At 76.3% G+C, this 16147-nt stretch carries 11 protein-coding genes; 3 read left to right on the forward strand and 8 right to left on the reverse strand.

Features of this window, described 5'->3' with window-relative positions; all coding sequences use genetic code 11:
- Positions 1-12: 12 nt before the first annotated feature.
- Positions 13-663 (forward strand): 4'-phosphopantetheinyl transferase family protein, encoded by a 651-nt coding sequence (locus ABD332_RS14620; RefSeq protein ID WP_344502413.1) that lies wholly within the window; start codon positions 13-15, stop codon positions 661-663.
- A gap of 143 nt (positions 664-806) precedes the next feature.
- Here the strand turns inward: ABD332_RS14620 and ABD332_RS14625 are convergent, their stop codons facing one another.
- The 4 genes from ABD332_RS14625 to ABD332_RS14640 all read right to left on the reverse strand — a co-directional run bounded on the left by ABD332_RS14625 (position 807) and on the right by ABD332_RS14640 (position 11020).
- Complete coding sequence (locus tag ABD332_RS14625) at positions 807-3101, reverse strand: ATP-binding protein (protein WP_344502414.1); 2295 nt, start codon at positions 3099-3101, stop codon at positions 807-809.
- A gap of 555 nt (positions 3102-3656) precedes the next feature.
- The gene (locus tag ABD332_RS14630; protein ID WP_344502415.1) at positions 3657-6671 is read right to left on the reverse strand and encodes an FtsX-like permease family protein; all 3015 of its coding nucleotides are present in this window, start codon (positions 6669-6671) and stop codon (positions 3657-3659) included.
- A gap of 598 nt (positions 6672-7269) precedes the next feature.
- Complete coding sequence (locus tag ABD332_RS14635) at positions 7270-10209, reverse strand: FtsX-like permease family protein (protein ID WP_344502416.1); 2940 nt, start codon at positions 10207-10209, stop codon at positions 7270-7272.
- A gap of 310 nt (positions 10210-10519) precedes the next feature.
- Positions 10520-11020, reverse strand: coding sequence for a MarR family winged helix-turn-helix transcriptional regulator (locus ABD332_RS14640; RefSeq protein WP_344502417.1), 501 nt, complete (start codon positions 11018-11020; stop codon positions 10520-10522).
- 47 nt (positions 11021-11067) lie between these two features.
- Here ABD332_RS14640 and ABD332_RS14645 point away from each other — a divergent pair, with 47 nt between their 5' ends.
- Positions 11068-12063 (forward strand): EamA family transporter, encoded by a 996-nt coding sequence (locus tag ABD332_RS14645; RefSeq protein WP_344502418.1) that lies wholly within the window; start codon positions 11068-11070, stop codon positions 12061-12063.
- Between the two features lie 43 nt (positions 12064-12106).
- Positions 12107-12700: a hypothetical protein gene (locus tag ABD332_RS14650; RefSeq protein ID WP_344502419.1), complete on the forward strand. Its 594-nt coding sequence runs from the start codon at positions 12107-12109 to the stop codon at positions 12698-12700.
- A gap of 173 nt (positions 12701-12873) precedes the next feature.
- Here ABD332_RS14650 and ABD332_RS14655 read toward each other — a convergent pair whose 3' ends face one another.
- Genes ABD332_RS14655 through ABD332_RS14670 form a run of 4 tightly spaced genes read right to left on the reverse strand, consistent with a single transcriptional unit; the run spans position 12874 to position 16115 of the window.
- Positions 12874-13560 (reverse strand): TVP38/TMEM64 family protein, encoded by a 687-nt coding sequence (locus ABD332_RS14655; RefSeq protein ID WP_344502420.1) that lies wholly within the window; start codon positions 13558-13560, stop codon positions 12874-12876.
- Positions 13557-14153 carry a TetR/AcrR family transcriptional regulator gene (locus ABD332_RS14660; RefSeq protein WP_344502421.1) on the reverse strand — a complete coding sequence of 199 codons (597 nt, stop codon included), beginning with the start codon at positions 14151-14153 and terminating at the stop codon, positions 13557-13559. The genes ABD332_RS14655 and ABD332_RS14660 overlap by 4 nt, the downstream gene beginning before the upstream one ends.
- Positions 14153-15022 carry a class I SAM-dependent methyltransferase gene (locus ABD332_RS14665; RefSeq protein ID WP_344502422.1) on the reverse strand — a complete coding sequence of 290 codons (870 nt, stop codon included), beginning with the start codon at positions 15020-15022 and terminating at the stop codon, positions 14153-14155. Before ABD332_RS14665 ends, ABD332_RS14660 begins: the two co-directional genes overlap by 1 nt.
- Before the next feature lie 4 nt (positions 15023-15026).
- Entirely contained in the window at positions 15027-16115 is a 1089-nt protein-coding gene (locus ABD332_RS14670) for an ROK family transcriptional regulator (protein WP_344502423.1), read from the reverse strand.
- Positions 16116-16147: the final 32 nt, after the last annotated feature.

Below are 16147 nucleotides of genomic sequence, written 5' to 3' on the forward strand. Positions count from 1 at the left end.
CCCGCCCCGATCGTGGACGCCGTCGACGTCTGGCTGGCCGACGCGCGGGTGCCGGAGTCGGCGCTGCCGGCCATGCTCGCGCTGCTCGACCCCGACGAGCGGCGCCGCCACGCGTCGATCGTGCACGCCATCGACCGCCGCCGGTTCATCGTCGCGCACGCCGTCACCCGTCGTCTCGTCGGCGCGGTCCTGGACGCCCCGCCGTCCGAGCTGCGCTGGTCCCACAACCCCAACGGCAAGCCGTCGCTGAGCGGCCCGTACACCGGCGTCGAGGTCAACCTGTCGCACTCCGGCGACCTCGTCATGGTCGCCGTGTCGCCGCACCGCCCCGTCGGGGTCGACCTGCAGCGGGTCGTGCCGGCCCTCGACTGCGCCGCGATGGCCCGGCGCTTCTACCCGCCCGCGGAGGCCGCCCTGGTGACGGGCGCCGACGGGCACGAACGCTTCGCCGAGCTGTGGGCCCGCAAGGAGTCCCTCGTCAAGGCGGCCGGCGCGCGGCTGACCCGGGGACTGGCCACGCCGGTCGCCGGGCCCGCCCCGGTGGTGGTCGACCACGACGGGCCGTTCCGGATCGCGGACCTCGTCGCTCCGGACGGGTTCCGGGCGGCGGTCGCCCTCGCTGGCGCGGCGCCGTTCGCCGTCACACAGCACGCGGACGGCTGAACGCCCTCGCGGACGCCGTCACACAGCACGCGGACGGCTGAGCGCCCTCGCGGACGCCGTCACACAGCACGCGAACGGCTGAGCGCCCTCGCGGACGGCGGCGCCGTTCGCCGTCGCACGGCACACGGGCGGCTGAGAACGGGTCACGGCAGGCGGGACAGCAGGCCCTCGCCCCACGGGAAGTCGATGTCGCCGATCAGGGCGTCAGCGGTGGCGCGTTCGCGGACGGCGTCGTCGACCAGGCCCTGCGCGTTGAGGACGGCGGCGGCCCTGAGCCGCGCCTCGCCCTCGCGGATCCGGTCGCCGAGGCGGTGGTACCGGTCGGCGCTCTCCCGGTATCGGGCGACGGCGGTGTCGAGCTGGTCGCGTCGCTCGGCGACCTGGGCGAGGCCCTGCAGCGCGCCCGCGACCGCGGCACCGTTGCCGACGCGTTCGGCGAGGACGCGCATCTGCTCGAAGTGGCGTTCGGCGTCGTCCAGGCGGTCGTTCTGCTCGGCGGCCCACGCGACCTCCTGGTGGTAGTACGCCAGGAGGTAGTCGTCGCCGGCGCGGGTGGCGATGCCGGGGACCTCGGCGGTGATCGCGTCGGCCTCCTCGCGGCGCCCGGCGAACCGGTAGGCGAGGCCGAGCGCCAGCCGCACCCAGCCGCCCTGGACCGACTCACCCGGGGGAAGCAGTTCGCGGGCGCGTTCCATCATCGGCAGGCTCAGGTCGTGGCGGCGGAAGTTGTTGTACAGGGTGCCGAGCGCCGTTCGCACCTCGACCTCATCCTCGACGCGGCCCAGCTCGACGAACAGGTCCAGGGACTGCAGCAGCGCCGCCTCCGACTCGGCGAAGCGGTGCAGGTCGCGCAGCGCCTCGCCGCGCCGGCGGAAGGCCTGTGCGGTCTCCCGCTGGTCGCCGGCGGCCAGTGCCAGGGCTTCGTCGGCGGGTGGCAGCGCCCGCTGCACCTCTCCCGCGGTCGCCCACGCGTGCGACACCCCGCGCAGCGCCCGGGCCCGGGCCACCGGGTCACCGGCGGCGTCCGCGGCGGCGGTCCACACGGCGAGCCGGTCGAACGGGTCGATGATCTCCTGGTGTACGACGTCGACCAGCGCACTGACGGCGCCGTGCCGGCCGGTGCCGACCCCCTCGGCGAGGACCGCGGGGAGGCTCGCGCTGTCCGCCGCGGACCGGCCGGTCGCCAGCCACCGCAGCAGCCGCTCCGACGCGTCCGCGTGCTCGTCGCCGGTCAGGGTCTCGGTGGCGAACAGGCGCAGCAGGTCGTGCAGGTGAAACCGTTCGGGCCCGGGCGACTCGACGAGGAACGCGTCGACGAGCCGCTCCAGCGACGCCTCCGCCCGCGGCACGTCGACGCCCGCCCGGGCGGCCGCCGCCTCGAGGGTGAACACCTGCCCCGGGTGCGATCCGGCCCGGCGGAACACCAGACGGTCCACTTCGGACAGTTCGGCGTACGCGGCCTGGAACGTCGACCGGACGGCGAGGTCGCCCTGGCGGAGCTCGTCGAGCCGGCGGTGCTCCCCGGCGAGCCGCTCGGCCAGCGCCGACGGCGTCCACTGTGGACGTGCCCGGAGCCGGCCGGCGACGATGAGGACCGCGAGGGGCAGCCCGGCGCACGCCTCGACGAGGGCCCGCGCGCCTTCGGGGTCGCTGTGGACGGTGTCGGCGCCGGCGACCCGTGCGAGCAGCTCGATCGCCGCGTCCTCGGGCAGCGCGGCAAGGGGCACGGAGTGCGCGTTGGCGACCCCGGTCAGCTGCCGCCGGCTGGTGACGATCGTCGCGCACCGCGCACCGCCGGGCAGGAGCGCGGCGACGTGGGCGGAGTCGCGGGCGTCGTCGAGCAGGACCAGCACCGCCCGGTCGGCCACCGCGGACCTGAACCGCGCGGCGAGCTCCTCCACCCCGCCGCGCCGCTCGTCCTCGGGCACGCCGAGCGCGGCCAGGAACCGGCCGAGGACCGCCTCGGGCGCGACCGGCTCCGCCGACGCACCGCGCAGCGTCGCGAACAGCTGCCCGTCCGGGAAGCTCGGCCGCAGCGCGTGCGCCGCCCCGAGCGCCAGCGACGTCTTGCCGGTGCCCGGCGCGGCGGCGAGCGTCACGACCGCCGACCCGCCGCTCAGGACCCGCACGATCTCGGCGACCTCGGCGTCACGCCCGAAGAGCGGGGTCGCCGCGGGCAGCTCGGCCGGGACCGGGTCGGGCACCGGGACCGGCGGCGCCGGCAACGGCGGTGGCGGCGGCGTCTGGGCCGACTGCTGCCAGAACGCCAGACCCGCCCCGGCGACCCCGAGCACCCCGACGGCCGGCCACGCCAGCCAGGCCACCGCGTCGATCGGTGCCGGCAGGGTGCCACCGGTCGCCACGTTGACGGCGACGGCGAGGAGGACCGAGAACAGGCCGGACACGACCGCCAGCAGGATGCCCACCCGACTCCGCATGCAGGGATCTTCGCCGATACGCCGCCGCGCCACCAACCCGCCCCGGCACGGCGGCCCATCAATGCACGCGACCACCACCGACACACCTGGCCACGACAACCGCCCCTGGCACCTCACCCCACAACACGGACCACCCGGCGACGCCAGCGATCAGCAACCACCCATAGCAGCCCGCCTGACACCACACTCCACCCCACAATGCGGACCACCCGGCGACGCAAGCGATCGGCACCCAGCACTCGGCGACCAGCGACCAGCCCTACCACCACATCCGACGAAGCGCGCGACCATCAACCAACACACCGGCCGTGGCAACCCGCCCACCACCACGCTCCACCCCACAGCGCGGACCATCCGGCAACCCGCCACGGCAACCCGCCCTGACACCGCACTCCGCCTCAACAATGCGGACCGGGCCACCCTGCGACGCGCGCGACCATCAATCGACACACCAGCCACCGGGGCCTGTCCTGGCAGCACACTCCATCCCATGACGCGGACAAGCCGGCAACGCACGCGGCCGCGGGCGGGCGGCCCGGACCGCGCAGAGGGCGGTCAGGGGCGGGACGCGGCGACCGTGGGTGCGGCGGGCCGGGGGCGGGCGGCGGTGACGGCGACCGTCGTCAGCAGCGCCACCGCGAGCAGCCACGTCGACGGGACGAGGACGAGGCCCGGCCAGTGCGGCAGGGGTAAGCCCGGCATGTCCTCCCCGAACACGGGCAGCGCCCAGCCCGTCAGCCGCCACGCGATGAGGGCGGTGGCCAGGCCGAGGACGCCGGAGGTGGCGACCAGCACCGGGTACGTCCACAGCTGGGTCCGCGCGGCCGCCCTCCGGCTCAGGCCCTGGGCGCGCAGGGCGGCGAGGTCGGCGAGGCGTTCGCGGCGGTCGACTGCGATGACGAGGGCGAGGCCGCCGGCGCCGAGGATGACGGCCAGGATGCCGGCCAGCACGTGGAACCAGACGGCGAGCGCGGGACCCTGCGCGGCGAGCCGCGCCTGGGCCGCGGAGACGCCGTTGTCGCCGGTGACGACGAGCCCCTGCGCGGTGAGCCGGGCGACGGCGTCGGGCGGGGCGGCGGCGCCGAGCCACACCTCGGGGCGTTTCGCCTCGCCGGCGTCGGTTGCGGCGCGGTCCGCGTACTCGAGGTCGACCAGCGTCCCCCGCGTGCCCAGCCGCGGCACGGCGGTGAGGCGGGCGGCGGCACGCACCTGGACGGGCAGGCCGTCGAGGCCCGCGACGCCGGTGCCGTCGGGCAGGGCGGCGGTCGTCACCACGGGCAGCGGCGCGGGGACGTCGGCGGCCTGCACCCAGGCGCCGTGCGGCAGGCCCTCGGGCGCGTCGAGGGTGACCCGGAGCCCGTCGGGCGCGGCGGTGAGCGTGGCACCGTCGGAGCGCCAGCGGGACGGGTCGGCGAGGTCGGCCCGGCCCGCGGCGACGGCGACCGGGTTGATGCTGCCGATGGCGCGCAGCACGACGGTGAGCTTCACGCCGGTGGCGGTCGTGTCGGGGGTGAGGTGCAGGCCCGCGACCCGGCACCCGTCGACGCAGACGGCCGAGCGTTGCTGGAAGGTGTACGGGCCGTCGTGCAGCACCCCGAAACCGACGACGGCGGTGCCGTGGCCGGTGACCGACGACAGCACGACGCTGAAGCCGACCGGTTTCGCCGCGTCGGCGCCCTTGACGGTGACGTCGACGGACACGTCCTGCCCGGCGACGACGACGGGTGCCGGGGCGGCGGGCCGCAGCAGCCGGCCGGCACCGGCCGCGTCGAGGTCGCCGTACTCGTCGCGCCAGGTGGCGACGGTCGCGAGGCGGGTCGCGTCGACGGCGAGCTTCGGTGCCTCCCCCGGGCCGCCGGCGGGCAGCTCGGCGACGGCCATCGCGTAGTCACCGGCCGGGTCCGCGGCGCGGACGGCGTGCAGCAGCTGCTGGCGGGTGAGCGGGGCGACGCTGAGCACGCGGGGCGCGCCGGTGCCGATCTGCGCGGCAAGGTCCCGATCGCGGGCGGCGACGTCGGCGGCGGTGACCGCGTAGCCGAGCACGCCGACGGCCGCGACGAGCAGCAGGAGCAGCCGCTGCGCGCCCGGGCGGCGGGCCAGCTGAAACGCGGCGAGCGCGGCACCGAGCCGGCCCCTGCGCAACGCCCGGTCACCGGCGACCCGTGCGAGCGGGACGACGCCACGGGCGGCACCGACCGCCAGCGCGATGATCACGAGCGCGGGCGCGGCGAGGGCGACCCCGGACAGCGAGCCGCCGGTGAGGAACAGCTGCGCGGTGGCGGTCACGGCGAGCAGCCCGACGACGATCTCGGCGGTGACGAGCCGCCACCCGGTCAGCTGCGCCCGGACCCGCCGCATCAGGTCCGCGACGCCGCTGACGAGGTGCCGGCGCTGGGCGGCCAGCATCGCCACGACCGCGCCGAGCAGCGCCCACGGCGCCCACCGCAGCGCGTCGAGCCCGAGGACCGGCGGGTCGACGCCGGGGAACCGCCACGCGACGACGGCGGCGACGAGCAGCTGCCCGGCGACGCAACCGGCGACCCCACCGGCGAGGAGCGCGGCAAGGCTCTCACCGCTGGTCAGCCACCACCGCGTCCACCAGCGGGCGCCGCGCAGCGCGATGACGGCGAGCTCGGGTCGCCGGCCTTCGGTGCCGTACCCGGCGGCGATGAAGATGACGGCGTACGCGAGCAGCAGCAGCGGCGCCGCACCGACGGGAATGCTGCGGCGGGCGAGGTCGCGGCTGCGGTCGATCCGGTCGAGCAGCTGCGGGATCGCGGTGGTGAGGGTGAGCGCCCGGCCGAGGTTCTCCCCGCGGGCGTCGAGCCCGGCGAGGTCGCGGCGCAGGGCGGGCAGCCTCGCCTCGGTGATCGTGCCGGGGATGGCGGTCGCGTCGATGGAGACGTCGCTGGGCCCGTGCGACATGGTGCGGATCGTCTCGGCTCCGGTGAAGACCGGCTCGCCGGGGCGGGCGGTGTGGTCGAGCCGGAAGTACCCGTGGGCGCCCCAGTACTGCCCGTCGGGCTCGGGCGTGCGGTACGTCCCGGCGACGGTCAGCGGCGTGGCGTCGCCGTCCGCGACGTAGATGGGCCGGGTCGGGTCGGTGCTGATCACCGCGTACGTGAGGGTGATCAGGTCACCGGCGGCGAGGTGCAGCCGCTGGGCGGTCTGCTCCCCCACGACGACCTCACCCGCCGCGGCGAGGCACCGGCCGGTGACGATCGTCAGGTGGGCGCAGGCACCCTGCCGGTACAGCAGCCGCGAGGCCACCCGAGGGTCCGGTTCGATGCCGATGGCGGCGAACTCCTCCGCGTACACCTGGGTGAACCCGGGCACCGCGACCAGCGCCCCACCGACGTCCGCGAACGAGACCCCGCCGGGCTCCCGCTGCTCGTTGACGGTGGCCTGGACCGTCAGCGACAGCTCGGCGGGGCTGGCCGTGGCCACCTGCCCGGCCACCACGGCACGGTCGACCGCCTGGAGGTAGGCGGGCGCGGCAACGGCCGCCGCGACCGCGAACATCGCCAGCAGCGCGAGCGTGACCGCCTGCCCCCGACGGGCACGCAACATACCAAGCAACAACGACATCATCGCGACCAACCCCGATCAACGTGCCACGCATCAACCCGACGACCGACCGGCAACCCCGCCACCCACCAGACCGACCCGACCCCACCCACCCCCACAACAGCCGCCACGGCAACGAAACCCACGACCGCCACCACAGCGGAGAAGACCACGGACGCCGCCACAACGGCGAACACCGCCGACGCCACCGCAGCGGACACGACGTCGGACGCCACCGGCCACCAGCCACCGACAGCGCAACGGTCACCGGCAACGCGAGGGCCACCAACTGCCTGAAGGTCGCCGACCGCCCGAGGCGAGCACGCGACCTGCCCAGCGGCAACGGCATCATCGCGGCAAACCCCGATCGACCGCGGCAAACACCGAACCGGCGGACAACCCGCAGCATCGGCGACCATCGAACCGCGCCGACCACATCCGTCGAAGCCACCACCACGTCGATGCCGGCCACGGATGGCAGCGCCGATGGCACCGACCCGACGACCCTGCCGCGCGCCGGCGACAGACGCGGACATCGCCGGCAGTGGAAGGGGCGCCGGTTGTGCACGGCGGGGGTGGGGGGCGAGTGGCGACGGTGGTGTCATCGGGACGGGCCTTGGGCGGTGTCGGGGGCGTTGAGGTGGCGGGTGAGCGGGAGTGCGGTCAGCCACCAGGACAGGCCGAGGACGCACAGGGCGACCGCCGCAGCGGCGGCCAGGGCCGGCGGCGGCAGGGCGGAAGGCGCCGGCATGACCTGCCAGTCGTCGACGAACGGGCGGCGGGGCGGGCCGGTGGCGAGCCGGGCGGCGACGGCGGCGAGCAGGCCGGTGGCGGCGCCGAGGAGGAGGACGGCGGCGTAGCCCGCGCGGCCGGCGGTGACGGCGACGCCGGCGGGCAGGCCCTGCCGGCGCAGGGCGCGCAGCTCGGTGAGGCGCCGGCGCCGTTCGACGGCGACCGCGACGGCGAGCGCGGTCGCGGCGGCGAGGAGGCCGAGCGCGGCGGTGACCAGCTGCAGCCGGGCGGCGACGGCGGGGCCCTGGCCGGCCAGCCGGTCGGCGCGGGCGGTGACGGTGTCGTCGGCGAGGACGACGAGGCCGGCGGTGGTGAGGGCGGCGACGACCGACGCGGGCGCGCCGGCGGTGAGCCACACCTCGGTGCGGCCGCCGGTGCCGCCGGTGCCGAGCCGCTGGGCGGCGTCGAGGTCGAGCAGGATGCCGGCGGTGCCGGCGGCGGGCAGGACGCCGGTGGTCCCGGCGACGCGGACCGGGACGGCGCCGCTGCCGAACACGTCGACGGCCGGGTCGCCGAGCCGCCACGCCTCGGGTGCCTCGCCGGCGACGACGACGGGCAGCGGCAGGCCGGCGGCGATCGGGTAGGCGCTGCTGTCGCCCCGGTACGGCGCCGGCGCCTGCGCGAGCGTCAGGGTGCCCTGCCGGGCGACGACGGACATCGCGGGTCCCTTTGCCGCCGCCCGCCACAGCCTGGGGTCGCCGAGCGCGGCGCTGTCGAACACGGCCCGGTCCGCCTGCCGCAGCGCCTCGACGGTGAGCGCGTCGCCGGCGGCCGCGCGGACCAGGTCGAGGCGGGTGACGCGGCAGCCCCCGGCGCAGCCTTCGACGGCGGCGGTGACCTCGTGCTCGCCGGCCGGGACGGGCTCGAACGTGACCGTGCCCAGTGCCCCGGTCGCGGTGTCCTGGAGGTGCACGGCCAGCGCCGCCGGCCGCTCCCCGGTGTTGCGGGCGCGCAGGACGAGCGGTCCGGCGGTCACGGCCACGGGGGAGCCGGCGGGCGGTGCGGCGAGCGCCGGCAGCGGACCATACGCGGTGCGCCACCGGGCGACGGCGGCGAGCCGGGACGCGTCCACGGCGAGGATCCGGGGGCGGCTGGTGTCGTCGACGACGGCGGCCATCGCATACCGGCCGGTCGGGTCGGCCTCCCGGACCGCCCGCAGCAGCAGGGTCGGGTTGGCGGCCTGCACGGTGAGCACCCGGTCGGCGCCGAGCTCCTGGCCGCTGCGGTCGGCCCGGGCGGTGTCGCCGAAGACCTGCGCGGCGGTCGCGGCGGTGAGGCCCGCGACGGCGACAGCGACGAGCGCGAAGACCCGGTCGGCGCCGGGCCGGCGGGAGACCTGCACGGCGGTGAGCCCGAGCCGCAGCCGCCCGCCGCGCAGCGCGCCCGCGCCGGCCCGGTCGGCGGCGGCGCCGAGCAGCCGGGCGAGGGGCACGGCGAGCAGCACCGCGACGAGCACGGGGACGGCGGCGGCGAAGCCGTTGCGCCCCAGCTGGAACGCGCCGACGGCGGCGAGGACCACGAGCACCGCGTCGGCCGCGCCGCGCCGCCAGCCGCGCCGGCGGCCCGGCACCTCGCGCAGCAGCGCCGCGACCGGCGCCCGCAGCACGGGCAGCTCGGCGCTGAGCACGGCGGCGGCGCCCCCGAGCAGCGCCAGGCCGGCGGCGACGCCGCCCGCGCGCAGCACCGAGCCGGTCTCCGCGGACGGCGGGGCACCTGCCAGAACGTGCCCCAGCAGCAGCCCCAGCCCGAATCCCGCGGGTGCGGCGGCCAGCAGCGGCACCAGGTGCTGCCCGGCGGCCAGCCGCAGCGTCCGGCGGCGGGTGCTGCCGCGCAGCTTCAGCAGGGCGACGTCGCCGCGCCGGTCACCGGCGGTGTGGCGGCCGGCGAGCCCGAGCGCGAACCAGCACAGGATCACCGCCTGCAGGACGCCGGTGAGCACGCCGCGGCGGATCGCGGCCCGGTCGGCGGCGATGCGGGCGAGCAGGTCCTGGGTCGGCGCGACCAGGTAGTAGCCGCCGGAGCGCAGGGTGTATTCGGCGCGCCGCAGCCGCTCGTCGAGGTCGCCGCCGGCGAGTGCCTGCGCCGGGACGGTCGTCGTGTAGTCGAACGTCGGGTCGGCGAACCGGCTGCTGGCGAACGTGTCTGCGGCGACGAAGAACGGGTCTGCGGCGACGGACCGGTCGCGGCGGAAGAGCGGGTTGGCCCAGTAGAGGCCGGCGGGGTCCGCGAGCTCGTAGCGGCCGACGACGCGCAGCCGCTCCTGCGGCGCGCCGGGCTGGGTGCTCAGCAGCACCGTGTCGCCGATGCGGAGGTTGTACGCCGCGGCGGTGGCGCCGCTGACGACGGTCTCACCGGCCGCCTGCGGGCAGCTGCCCTCGACGCGCATGTGCTCGCACGCGCCGTCGCGGTATGCGGCGACGACGCTCGCCCCGCCGCTGCCATACGACATGGACACGGCGATGCCGAGGACGGGCGCGGCGTCGCGGACGGTCAGGAGCCGCTCCACACCGGCGCGGAACGTGGTGAGCGCGACGGTCGCGTCGCCGTCCGTGTCGCTCTGCCTGCGCACCGACAGCATGCGCTGGGTGGCGGGCGCGACCGCGACGTCGGCGGCGACGGCGCGGCGCTCGGCGGCGGCCGCATACCAGGGACCGGCGGCCGCGGCGGTGACGAGCAGGAGCGCGAGCGCGAACACGGTCCACGCCTGCGCGGTGCGCGCCCGCAGCGCACCCAGCACCAAACGGAGCACGGCACCCTCCTCGACCCGGCGCCCGGAGCCTACGCATCGGGCACGAATGAACCTACGTGCCGGGTACGACAGAAAGCCACGCGCCGCGGAGCGGCAGAAGACCACGTGCCGCGGAACGGCAGAGGAACGGCAGAACACCGCGTGCCTGGTGGGACGGAAACGACGGTGGGCCCCGGCGTCGTGTGCCGGGACCCACCGTTCGTGGCGCCGCTCGCCTCCGCAGTCGATAGGGCAGTACGGAGACTGAGGGCTTGTACTGTCTTGGTTGCCGGTCCGCGACGCGCTCAAACATCGCGTCCTTTATGGACGGTCAGCCCTCCTCGGCGGCGGAGAGAAGCTCGCGCAGCAGCGCGGAGAGCTGCCGGCGGCGCGCCTCGGGCAGCCGCTCGAAGACCTCCCGCTGCTCGGCCAGGCCGACGGCGACGGCCTCGTCGACGAGCACCCGGCCGGCGCCGGTCAGCGTGACCACGAGGCCGCGACGGTCGGCGGGGTCGGGCGAGCGGGCGACGAGCCCGGCCCGCTCGAGGCGGTCGAGGCGGCCGGTCATCCCGCCCGAGGTCAGCATGAGCGACGAGGTCAGCGCCTTCGGCGACAGCTGGAACGGCTCGCCCGACCGGCGCAGCGTCGCAAGCACGTCGAACTCGCCGCGGTTGAGGCCGAGCGCTCCGTACACCCGCTCCTGCCGGTCACCGACGATCTTCGCCAGGCGGTACACGCGACCGAACGCCGCCATCGCCTCGGTCTCCAGCTCCGGTCGCTCGCGGGCCCACTGCTCCACGATCCGGTCGACGTCGTCTGCCACGTCCACCATCCTCGCACATCTTGCTTCTAAGTAGCTTACTGCTAAGCTACTTAGTCATGAGGAACCTTGCCGCGACGACCGCCATCGCCCCCGCGCTGTGGGGCACCACCTACCTCGTCACCACGGAGTTCCTGCCCGACGGCCGTCCGCTGCTCGCCGGGACGCTGCGCGCCCTGCCGGCCGGGCTCCTGCTGGTCGGGGCCGCGGCCACCGCCGCCGGGCGCCGCGGCCTGCCGTCCGGCGCCTGGTGGTGGCGCGCGGCGGTGCTCGGGTTCCTGAACATCGGCCTGTTCTTCGCCCTGCTGTTCGTCGCCGCCTACCGGCTGCCCGGCGGGATCGCGGCCGTGCTCGGCGCGCTCGGCCCGTTCGTCGTGGCGGCGCTCGCGTTCGGGCTGCTCGGCCAGCGTCCCGCGGTGCGCGTCCTGCTCGCCGGCGCCGCGGGCGTGGCCGGCGTGGGGCTGCTGGTGCTGCGCTCCGACGCCGCCCTCGACCCGATCGGCCTGGCCGCCGCGGCCGCCGGCATGGTGTCGATGTCCCTGGGCACGGTGCTGGGTCGCCGCTGGGGCACGCCGCCCGGGCTGCCGGACCGCCGCACGGCACTGCTGGCGCTGACCGGCTGGCAGCTGACCGTCGGCGGCCTCCTGCTCGCCCCGGTGATGCTCGTCGTCGAGGGGTTTCCGCCGGTACTGACGTGGACCAACGCGGCAGGCTTCGGCTACCTCTCGCTGGTCGGCACCGCGGGCGCCTACTTCCTGTGGTTCCGCGGCGTGACGTCCCTCGCGCCCGCCAGGGTCACGCTGCTCGGCCTGCTCAGCCCGGTCGTCGCGGCGGTGGTCGGCTGGCTCGCGCTGGACCAGTCGCTCTCCCCCGGCCAGCTGCTCGGCGCCGTCGCCGTCCTCGCCGCCGTCGTCGTGGGCACCCGCTCGGCGCCCTCCTCCGGTGCGGCCGCCACCCCGACCGGTCCGGACAGCTCGCCGGCGAGCCCCGCCACGCCCGTCACCCGGACCGATCGAGCGGTGCTCGGGCAGCGGCGATCGCTGATGTACCGGTAACCTGGCCCCTCCGATGGGTTCGAGCCGTGTGTACGGGGGGATCGTGTCCGAGGAGATCTGGCGCGCCTGGGCCGGGCGGGCGCTCGCCGCCGTCGCGGTCGTGGGCGCGGCCGTGGCGCTGGTCGGCCTCACCACCGGCGCCTGGGCCACCTGCACGCTGCACGGCCTGAGCACCGCCCGGGGCGACCACGGCACCGACCCGGCCCGGCGCCTCGACGTCGACCTGTTCCCCGACGGCCGGGTCGCGGCCCACGGCGAGTCCTCGATGCTGCGGACGTACGACGACGGGGCGCACGCCGCCGTCCGCTCGGCGCTCGGCCACGCGATCCCCGGCCTGCTGGACGGGTTCGCCATCGCCTGCGTGGTCGCGATCGGGCTGCTGGCGCTCGTCGGCACCGTCCGGCGGCTGCCGGCGCACCTGTGGACGGTCGCCTGCGCGGTCGCCGCGGGGGCGCTCGTGACGGTGGCCGTGCTGCGCTTCGAAACCCTGGCGGCGCTCGCCGCGTTCGCGCCCGGCGTGGCCTCGGACTTCGAGGTCCACGGCACGCCCCTCGCCGGCTGGACCACGGCCGCGCTGGTGGTGTACCTCGTCGCCGCGGCGGCCCACCCGCTGCTGCGCGAGCCCACCGACACCTGACCACCGGCGGCCACCAGCCACCGCGCGTACCCGCCAACGCCTGACCACCGGGCGGCGACCCGCTGGCCCACGGGCTGGCCGACCCTGACCACCGGCGGCCACCCGCCGCCCCACGAGCCGGCAGGCGCTGACCAGCCGGCCTCACCCGCGATGCTTCGCGACGCCGCCGGCGTTCACGCCTGGCCGTGCGACTCCACCGGCGTCCGGTCGCCGTCCCGGCCGGCGCGACGGCGGCGGTGGCGTTCGACGGCGAGCCCGCCGACGGTGAGCACCAGCAGCGTCGCGAGGGCCGCCCACATCGGCCAGTGGCCCGGCTGCGATCCGTAGGCGCCGACGGTGACGTACGCCGTGGTCGCCGGCAGGATGCCGACGAGGGTGCCGAGGACGAAGTCGCGCAGCCGCACCGACGTCAGCCCGGCGACGTAGTTGACGGCGGTGAACGGCACGATCGGGATCAGCCTGGCGACCACGATGGTCCGCAGCCCGTTGCCCGCCAGCAGGCTGTCGAGGCGGTCGATGCGGCCGCCGGTCAGCCACCGCACGGAGTCGCGGCCCAGCAACCGCCCGAGGTGGAACGCCGCCACCGCCCCGAGCATCGCGCCGCTGACGACGACCGCGACCCCGGCCGGCACCCCGAAGAGCGCCCCGGCGGCCAGCGTGAAGACCGTCTTCGGCAACGGCGAGAGCGACACCACGGCGTACAACATGCTGAACGCGACCGGCGCCCACCATCCGAGCCCGAGGACGTCCTCCCGCAGCCGCTGCTGGTCGGGCACCCCGATGAGGACCGCCGCCGCCACCACCAACGCCACCAGCGAGAGCAGCCCGGCGACGTGCAGCAGCGCGGCACGAACGGTCATGATCCCATCATGCCTTCACCTGCCGGTCCGCGCTCCGGTGGCGGGGTGAGGGCGGTGCGGAGGAGGTGTTCGGCGGTCGCGGCCAGGGCGGCGTGGTCGAGGGTGTCGTCGAGGACGGTCTGCAGGAGGAGGCCCTGATAGATGGCGATGAAGATCCTGATGACCGAGTCGGCGTCGAGGTCCGGCGGCAGCGCGGCGCCGGCGAGGAGGCGGGCGGGGCGGTCGACGCCGGAGCGGACGAGGTCGCGGATGCGCTCGGAGCGGACGGTCTCGGCCCAGACCTGCAGGGAGAGGCGGAGGGCGTCGCGGGTGGCGGGGTCGCCGAGACCGCGGAGCAGGTCGGTGTACGCGGTGACCGGGTCCTCCTCGCGGAGGCGGCGTTCGCGCTGCTCGTGGCGTTCGGTGACGATGGCGGCGATCATGTCGTCCTTGCTGGTGAAGTACCGGTAGACCAGGCCGGCGCTCACGCCCGACTCGCGGACGATGTCCTGCACGGAGGTGCGGTGGAAGCCTTCGCGGGCGAAGCAGGCGGCGGCCGCGTCGAGGATCTGCCGGCGGCGGGCGGCGAAGTGGGCGTCGTCGACCTTCGGCATCAGCCGGCCACCAGCGCGCGGGCGACGCGGTAGAACTCGGCGGTCGGCTCGGCGGCCTGGCGGGGCGCGGGCAGCAGCAGCGCCGCCGCCGCGCGGGTCGACAGGTCCTCCTCGAGCCGGAGCCCGCGCGCGGCCAGGTAGGCGTGGACGGCGGCGGGGTCGAGGCCGAACGTCCAGGGTTCGCCCTGCCGGCGCACCGCGGCGTGCCACTCGGCGGCGCCCGGGAACTGTGCGGTGCCGTCCAGGACGCCGCGGTCGACGTACGTGAAGATGACGGTGCTGCCGGCGGGGCACAGCGTGGCGAGGGCCCGCAGGGTCGCGTCGACGGCCTCGGCGGACAGGTAGTTGGTGACGCCCTCCCAGATCACCACGGTGCGCTTCGACGGGTCGAGGCCGGCGGCGCGCAGGACCGTGGCGAGGTCGTCGGTGATGAGGTCGGCCGGGGCGAACACGACACCCGGCCGGGCGTGGCGGCCGAGGCGGCGCCGCTTCGTGGCCTGGGTCGCGGGGTGGTCGACCTCGAACCACGTGGCGCCGCCGGGGAAGCGGTGGGCGCGGCTGTCGAACCCCGCGCCGAGCAGCACGACCTGGTGGGCGCCGCCGGACAGGGCGGACGCCAGCCAGCGGTCGATGAGCGCGGTGCGGACCACCGCCGAGGCGCGCGGGCCGCCGGACCAGCGCCGGTCGATGTAGCGCACCAGCGCCGCGTGGACCCCCGGCAGGCGGCACAGCCCGACGACGGGACGGTGCCGCGGGGCGAGGAGCCGCCACGCGAGAGGGTCGTGGAACAGGCTCCCGCCCGGGCGTGCCGACTCCAGGGCCCGGAACCCGGCGACGTGCTCGGCGGTGCGACTGCTGCGGTCGATCACGCCTTCAGAATAATGAACGAACACCCATTTTTGAAGGGATGCCGTAGGCGGCGTCGAGGACCTGCATGGCCGCGCCGGCCGCGATGACGTCGGCGCCGAGGTCGGCGAGCGTGACCGAGACGTCCATCCAGTGGGAGCCGGGGATCGCGGCGCGCGTGGCGGCGCGGTACACCTCGGGAAACCGCAGCAGGTCGGCACCGGCGAGCACGATGTGGTCGACGTCGGTGGTCTGCAGCAGGTTGACGATGCCCGCCGCGAGCACCCGCGCGGCGTCGTCCACGCGCCCGTCCGCGAAGGCCGTGTCGTGCAGGATCTCCAGGCAGCCCGACCGCCCGCAGACGCAGCGCGGCCCGTCGAGCTGGACGACGGTGTGCCCGAACTCGCCCGCGTTGGTGTGTGCGCCCCGGTAGGCGGCGCCGCCGAGCCACAGGCCCGCGCCGACACCGGACTCGACCATGATCAGTGCGCCGTCGCGGAACGCGGGTCCGCGCCGCCACGCTTCGGCGGTCACGCCCGCGGTGACGTCCTTGTCCAGGTGTACGGGCAGCGCGAGCGCCTCCTGCGCGAGCCGGCGCAGCGGCACGTCGTGCCAGTGCCGCAGCCGGTGCGCGCCGCGGACGATGCCGGCGGCGTGGTCGAGCGGCCCGACCATCCCGATGCCGACCCCGACCAGGTCCTGCCCGGCCGGCATGGAGGACCGGAGCGCGTCCAGGAGCTGGCCCGGCGTGAAGTCGGGGGGAAGCGGCACGACCCGCGAGGCGAGGACCGTGCCGGCGAGGTCGGTCAGCACGGTGCGCAGCGTGGTGCGGGCGACGTGCACGCCGACCGCGTGGCGGCTGCCGGGCACGAGCCGGTAGATGCTGGCCGGCTTGCCGACGCCCTGCCGGCGGACCCCGCACACCTCGACAAGGCCCTGCTCGGCGAGCCGGCCGAGGACCTTCGACACGGCCTGCGGGGTCAGCCCGGTCGCCTCGGCGACGCCGGCCCGGTCGAACTCGGCCCGCGTCCGCGCGAGCGCGACGACGAGCGACTCGTTGTAGTCCCGCAGGTGCTCGAGGTGCACGCGATTGGGTGTCGCGCCGGGCGTGTCCATCACCACAGTCTATTACGCAACAGCGTTGCTAA

This window comes from Dactylosporangium maewongense, assembly GCF_039531485.1.
In the GTDB taxonomy this organism is placed as follows: Bacteria; Actinomycetota; Actinomycetes; order Mycobacteriales; family Micromonosporaceae; genus Dactylosporangium; species Dactylosporangium maewongense.

Excerpts from the sequence above, each read along its gene's own strand:
- ABD332_RS14625 (WP_344502414.1), bottom strand. The coding sequence starts at position 3,101 with ATGCGGAGTCGGGTGGGCATCCTGCTGGCGGTCGTGTCCGGCCTGTTC.
- ABD332_RS14630 (WP_344502415.1), bottom strand. The coding sequence starts at position 6,671 with ATGTTGCGTGCCCGTCGGGGGCAGGCGGTCACGCTCGCGCTGCTGGCG.
- ABD332_RS14640 (WP_344502417.1), bottom strand. The coding sequence starts at position 11,020 with ATGGTGGACGTGGCAGACGACGTCGACCGGATCGTGGAGCAGTGGGCC.
- ABD332_RS14645 (WP_344502418.1), top strand. The coding sequence starts at position 11,068 with ATGAGGAACCTTGCCGCGACGACCGCCATCGCCCCCGCGCTGTGGGGC.
- ABD332_RS14655 (WP_344502420.1), bottom strand. The coding sequence starts at position 13,560 with ATGACCGTTCGTGCCGCGCTGCTGCACGTCGCCGGGCTGCTCTCGCTG.
- ABD332_RS14660 (WP_344502421.1), bottom strand. The coding sequence starts at position 14,153 with ATGCCGAAGGTCGACGACGCCCACTTCGCCGCCCGCCGCCGGCAGATC.
- ABD332_RS14670 (WP_344502423.1), bottom strand. The coding sequence starts at position 16,115 with ATGGACACGCCCGGCGCGACACCCAATCGCGTGCACCTCGAGCACCTG.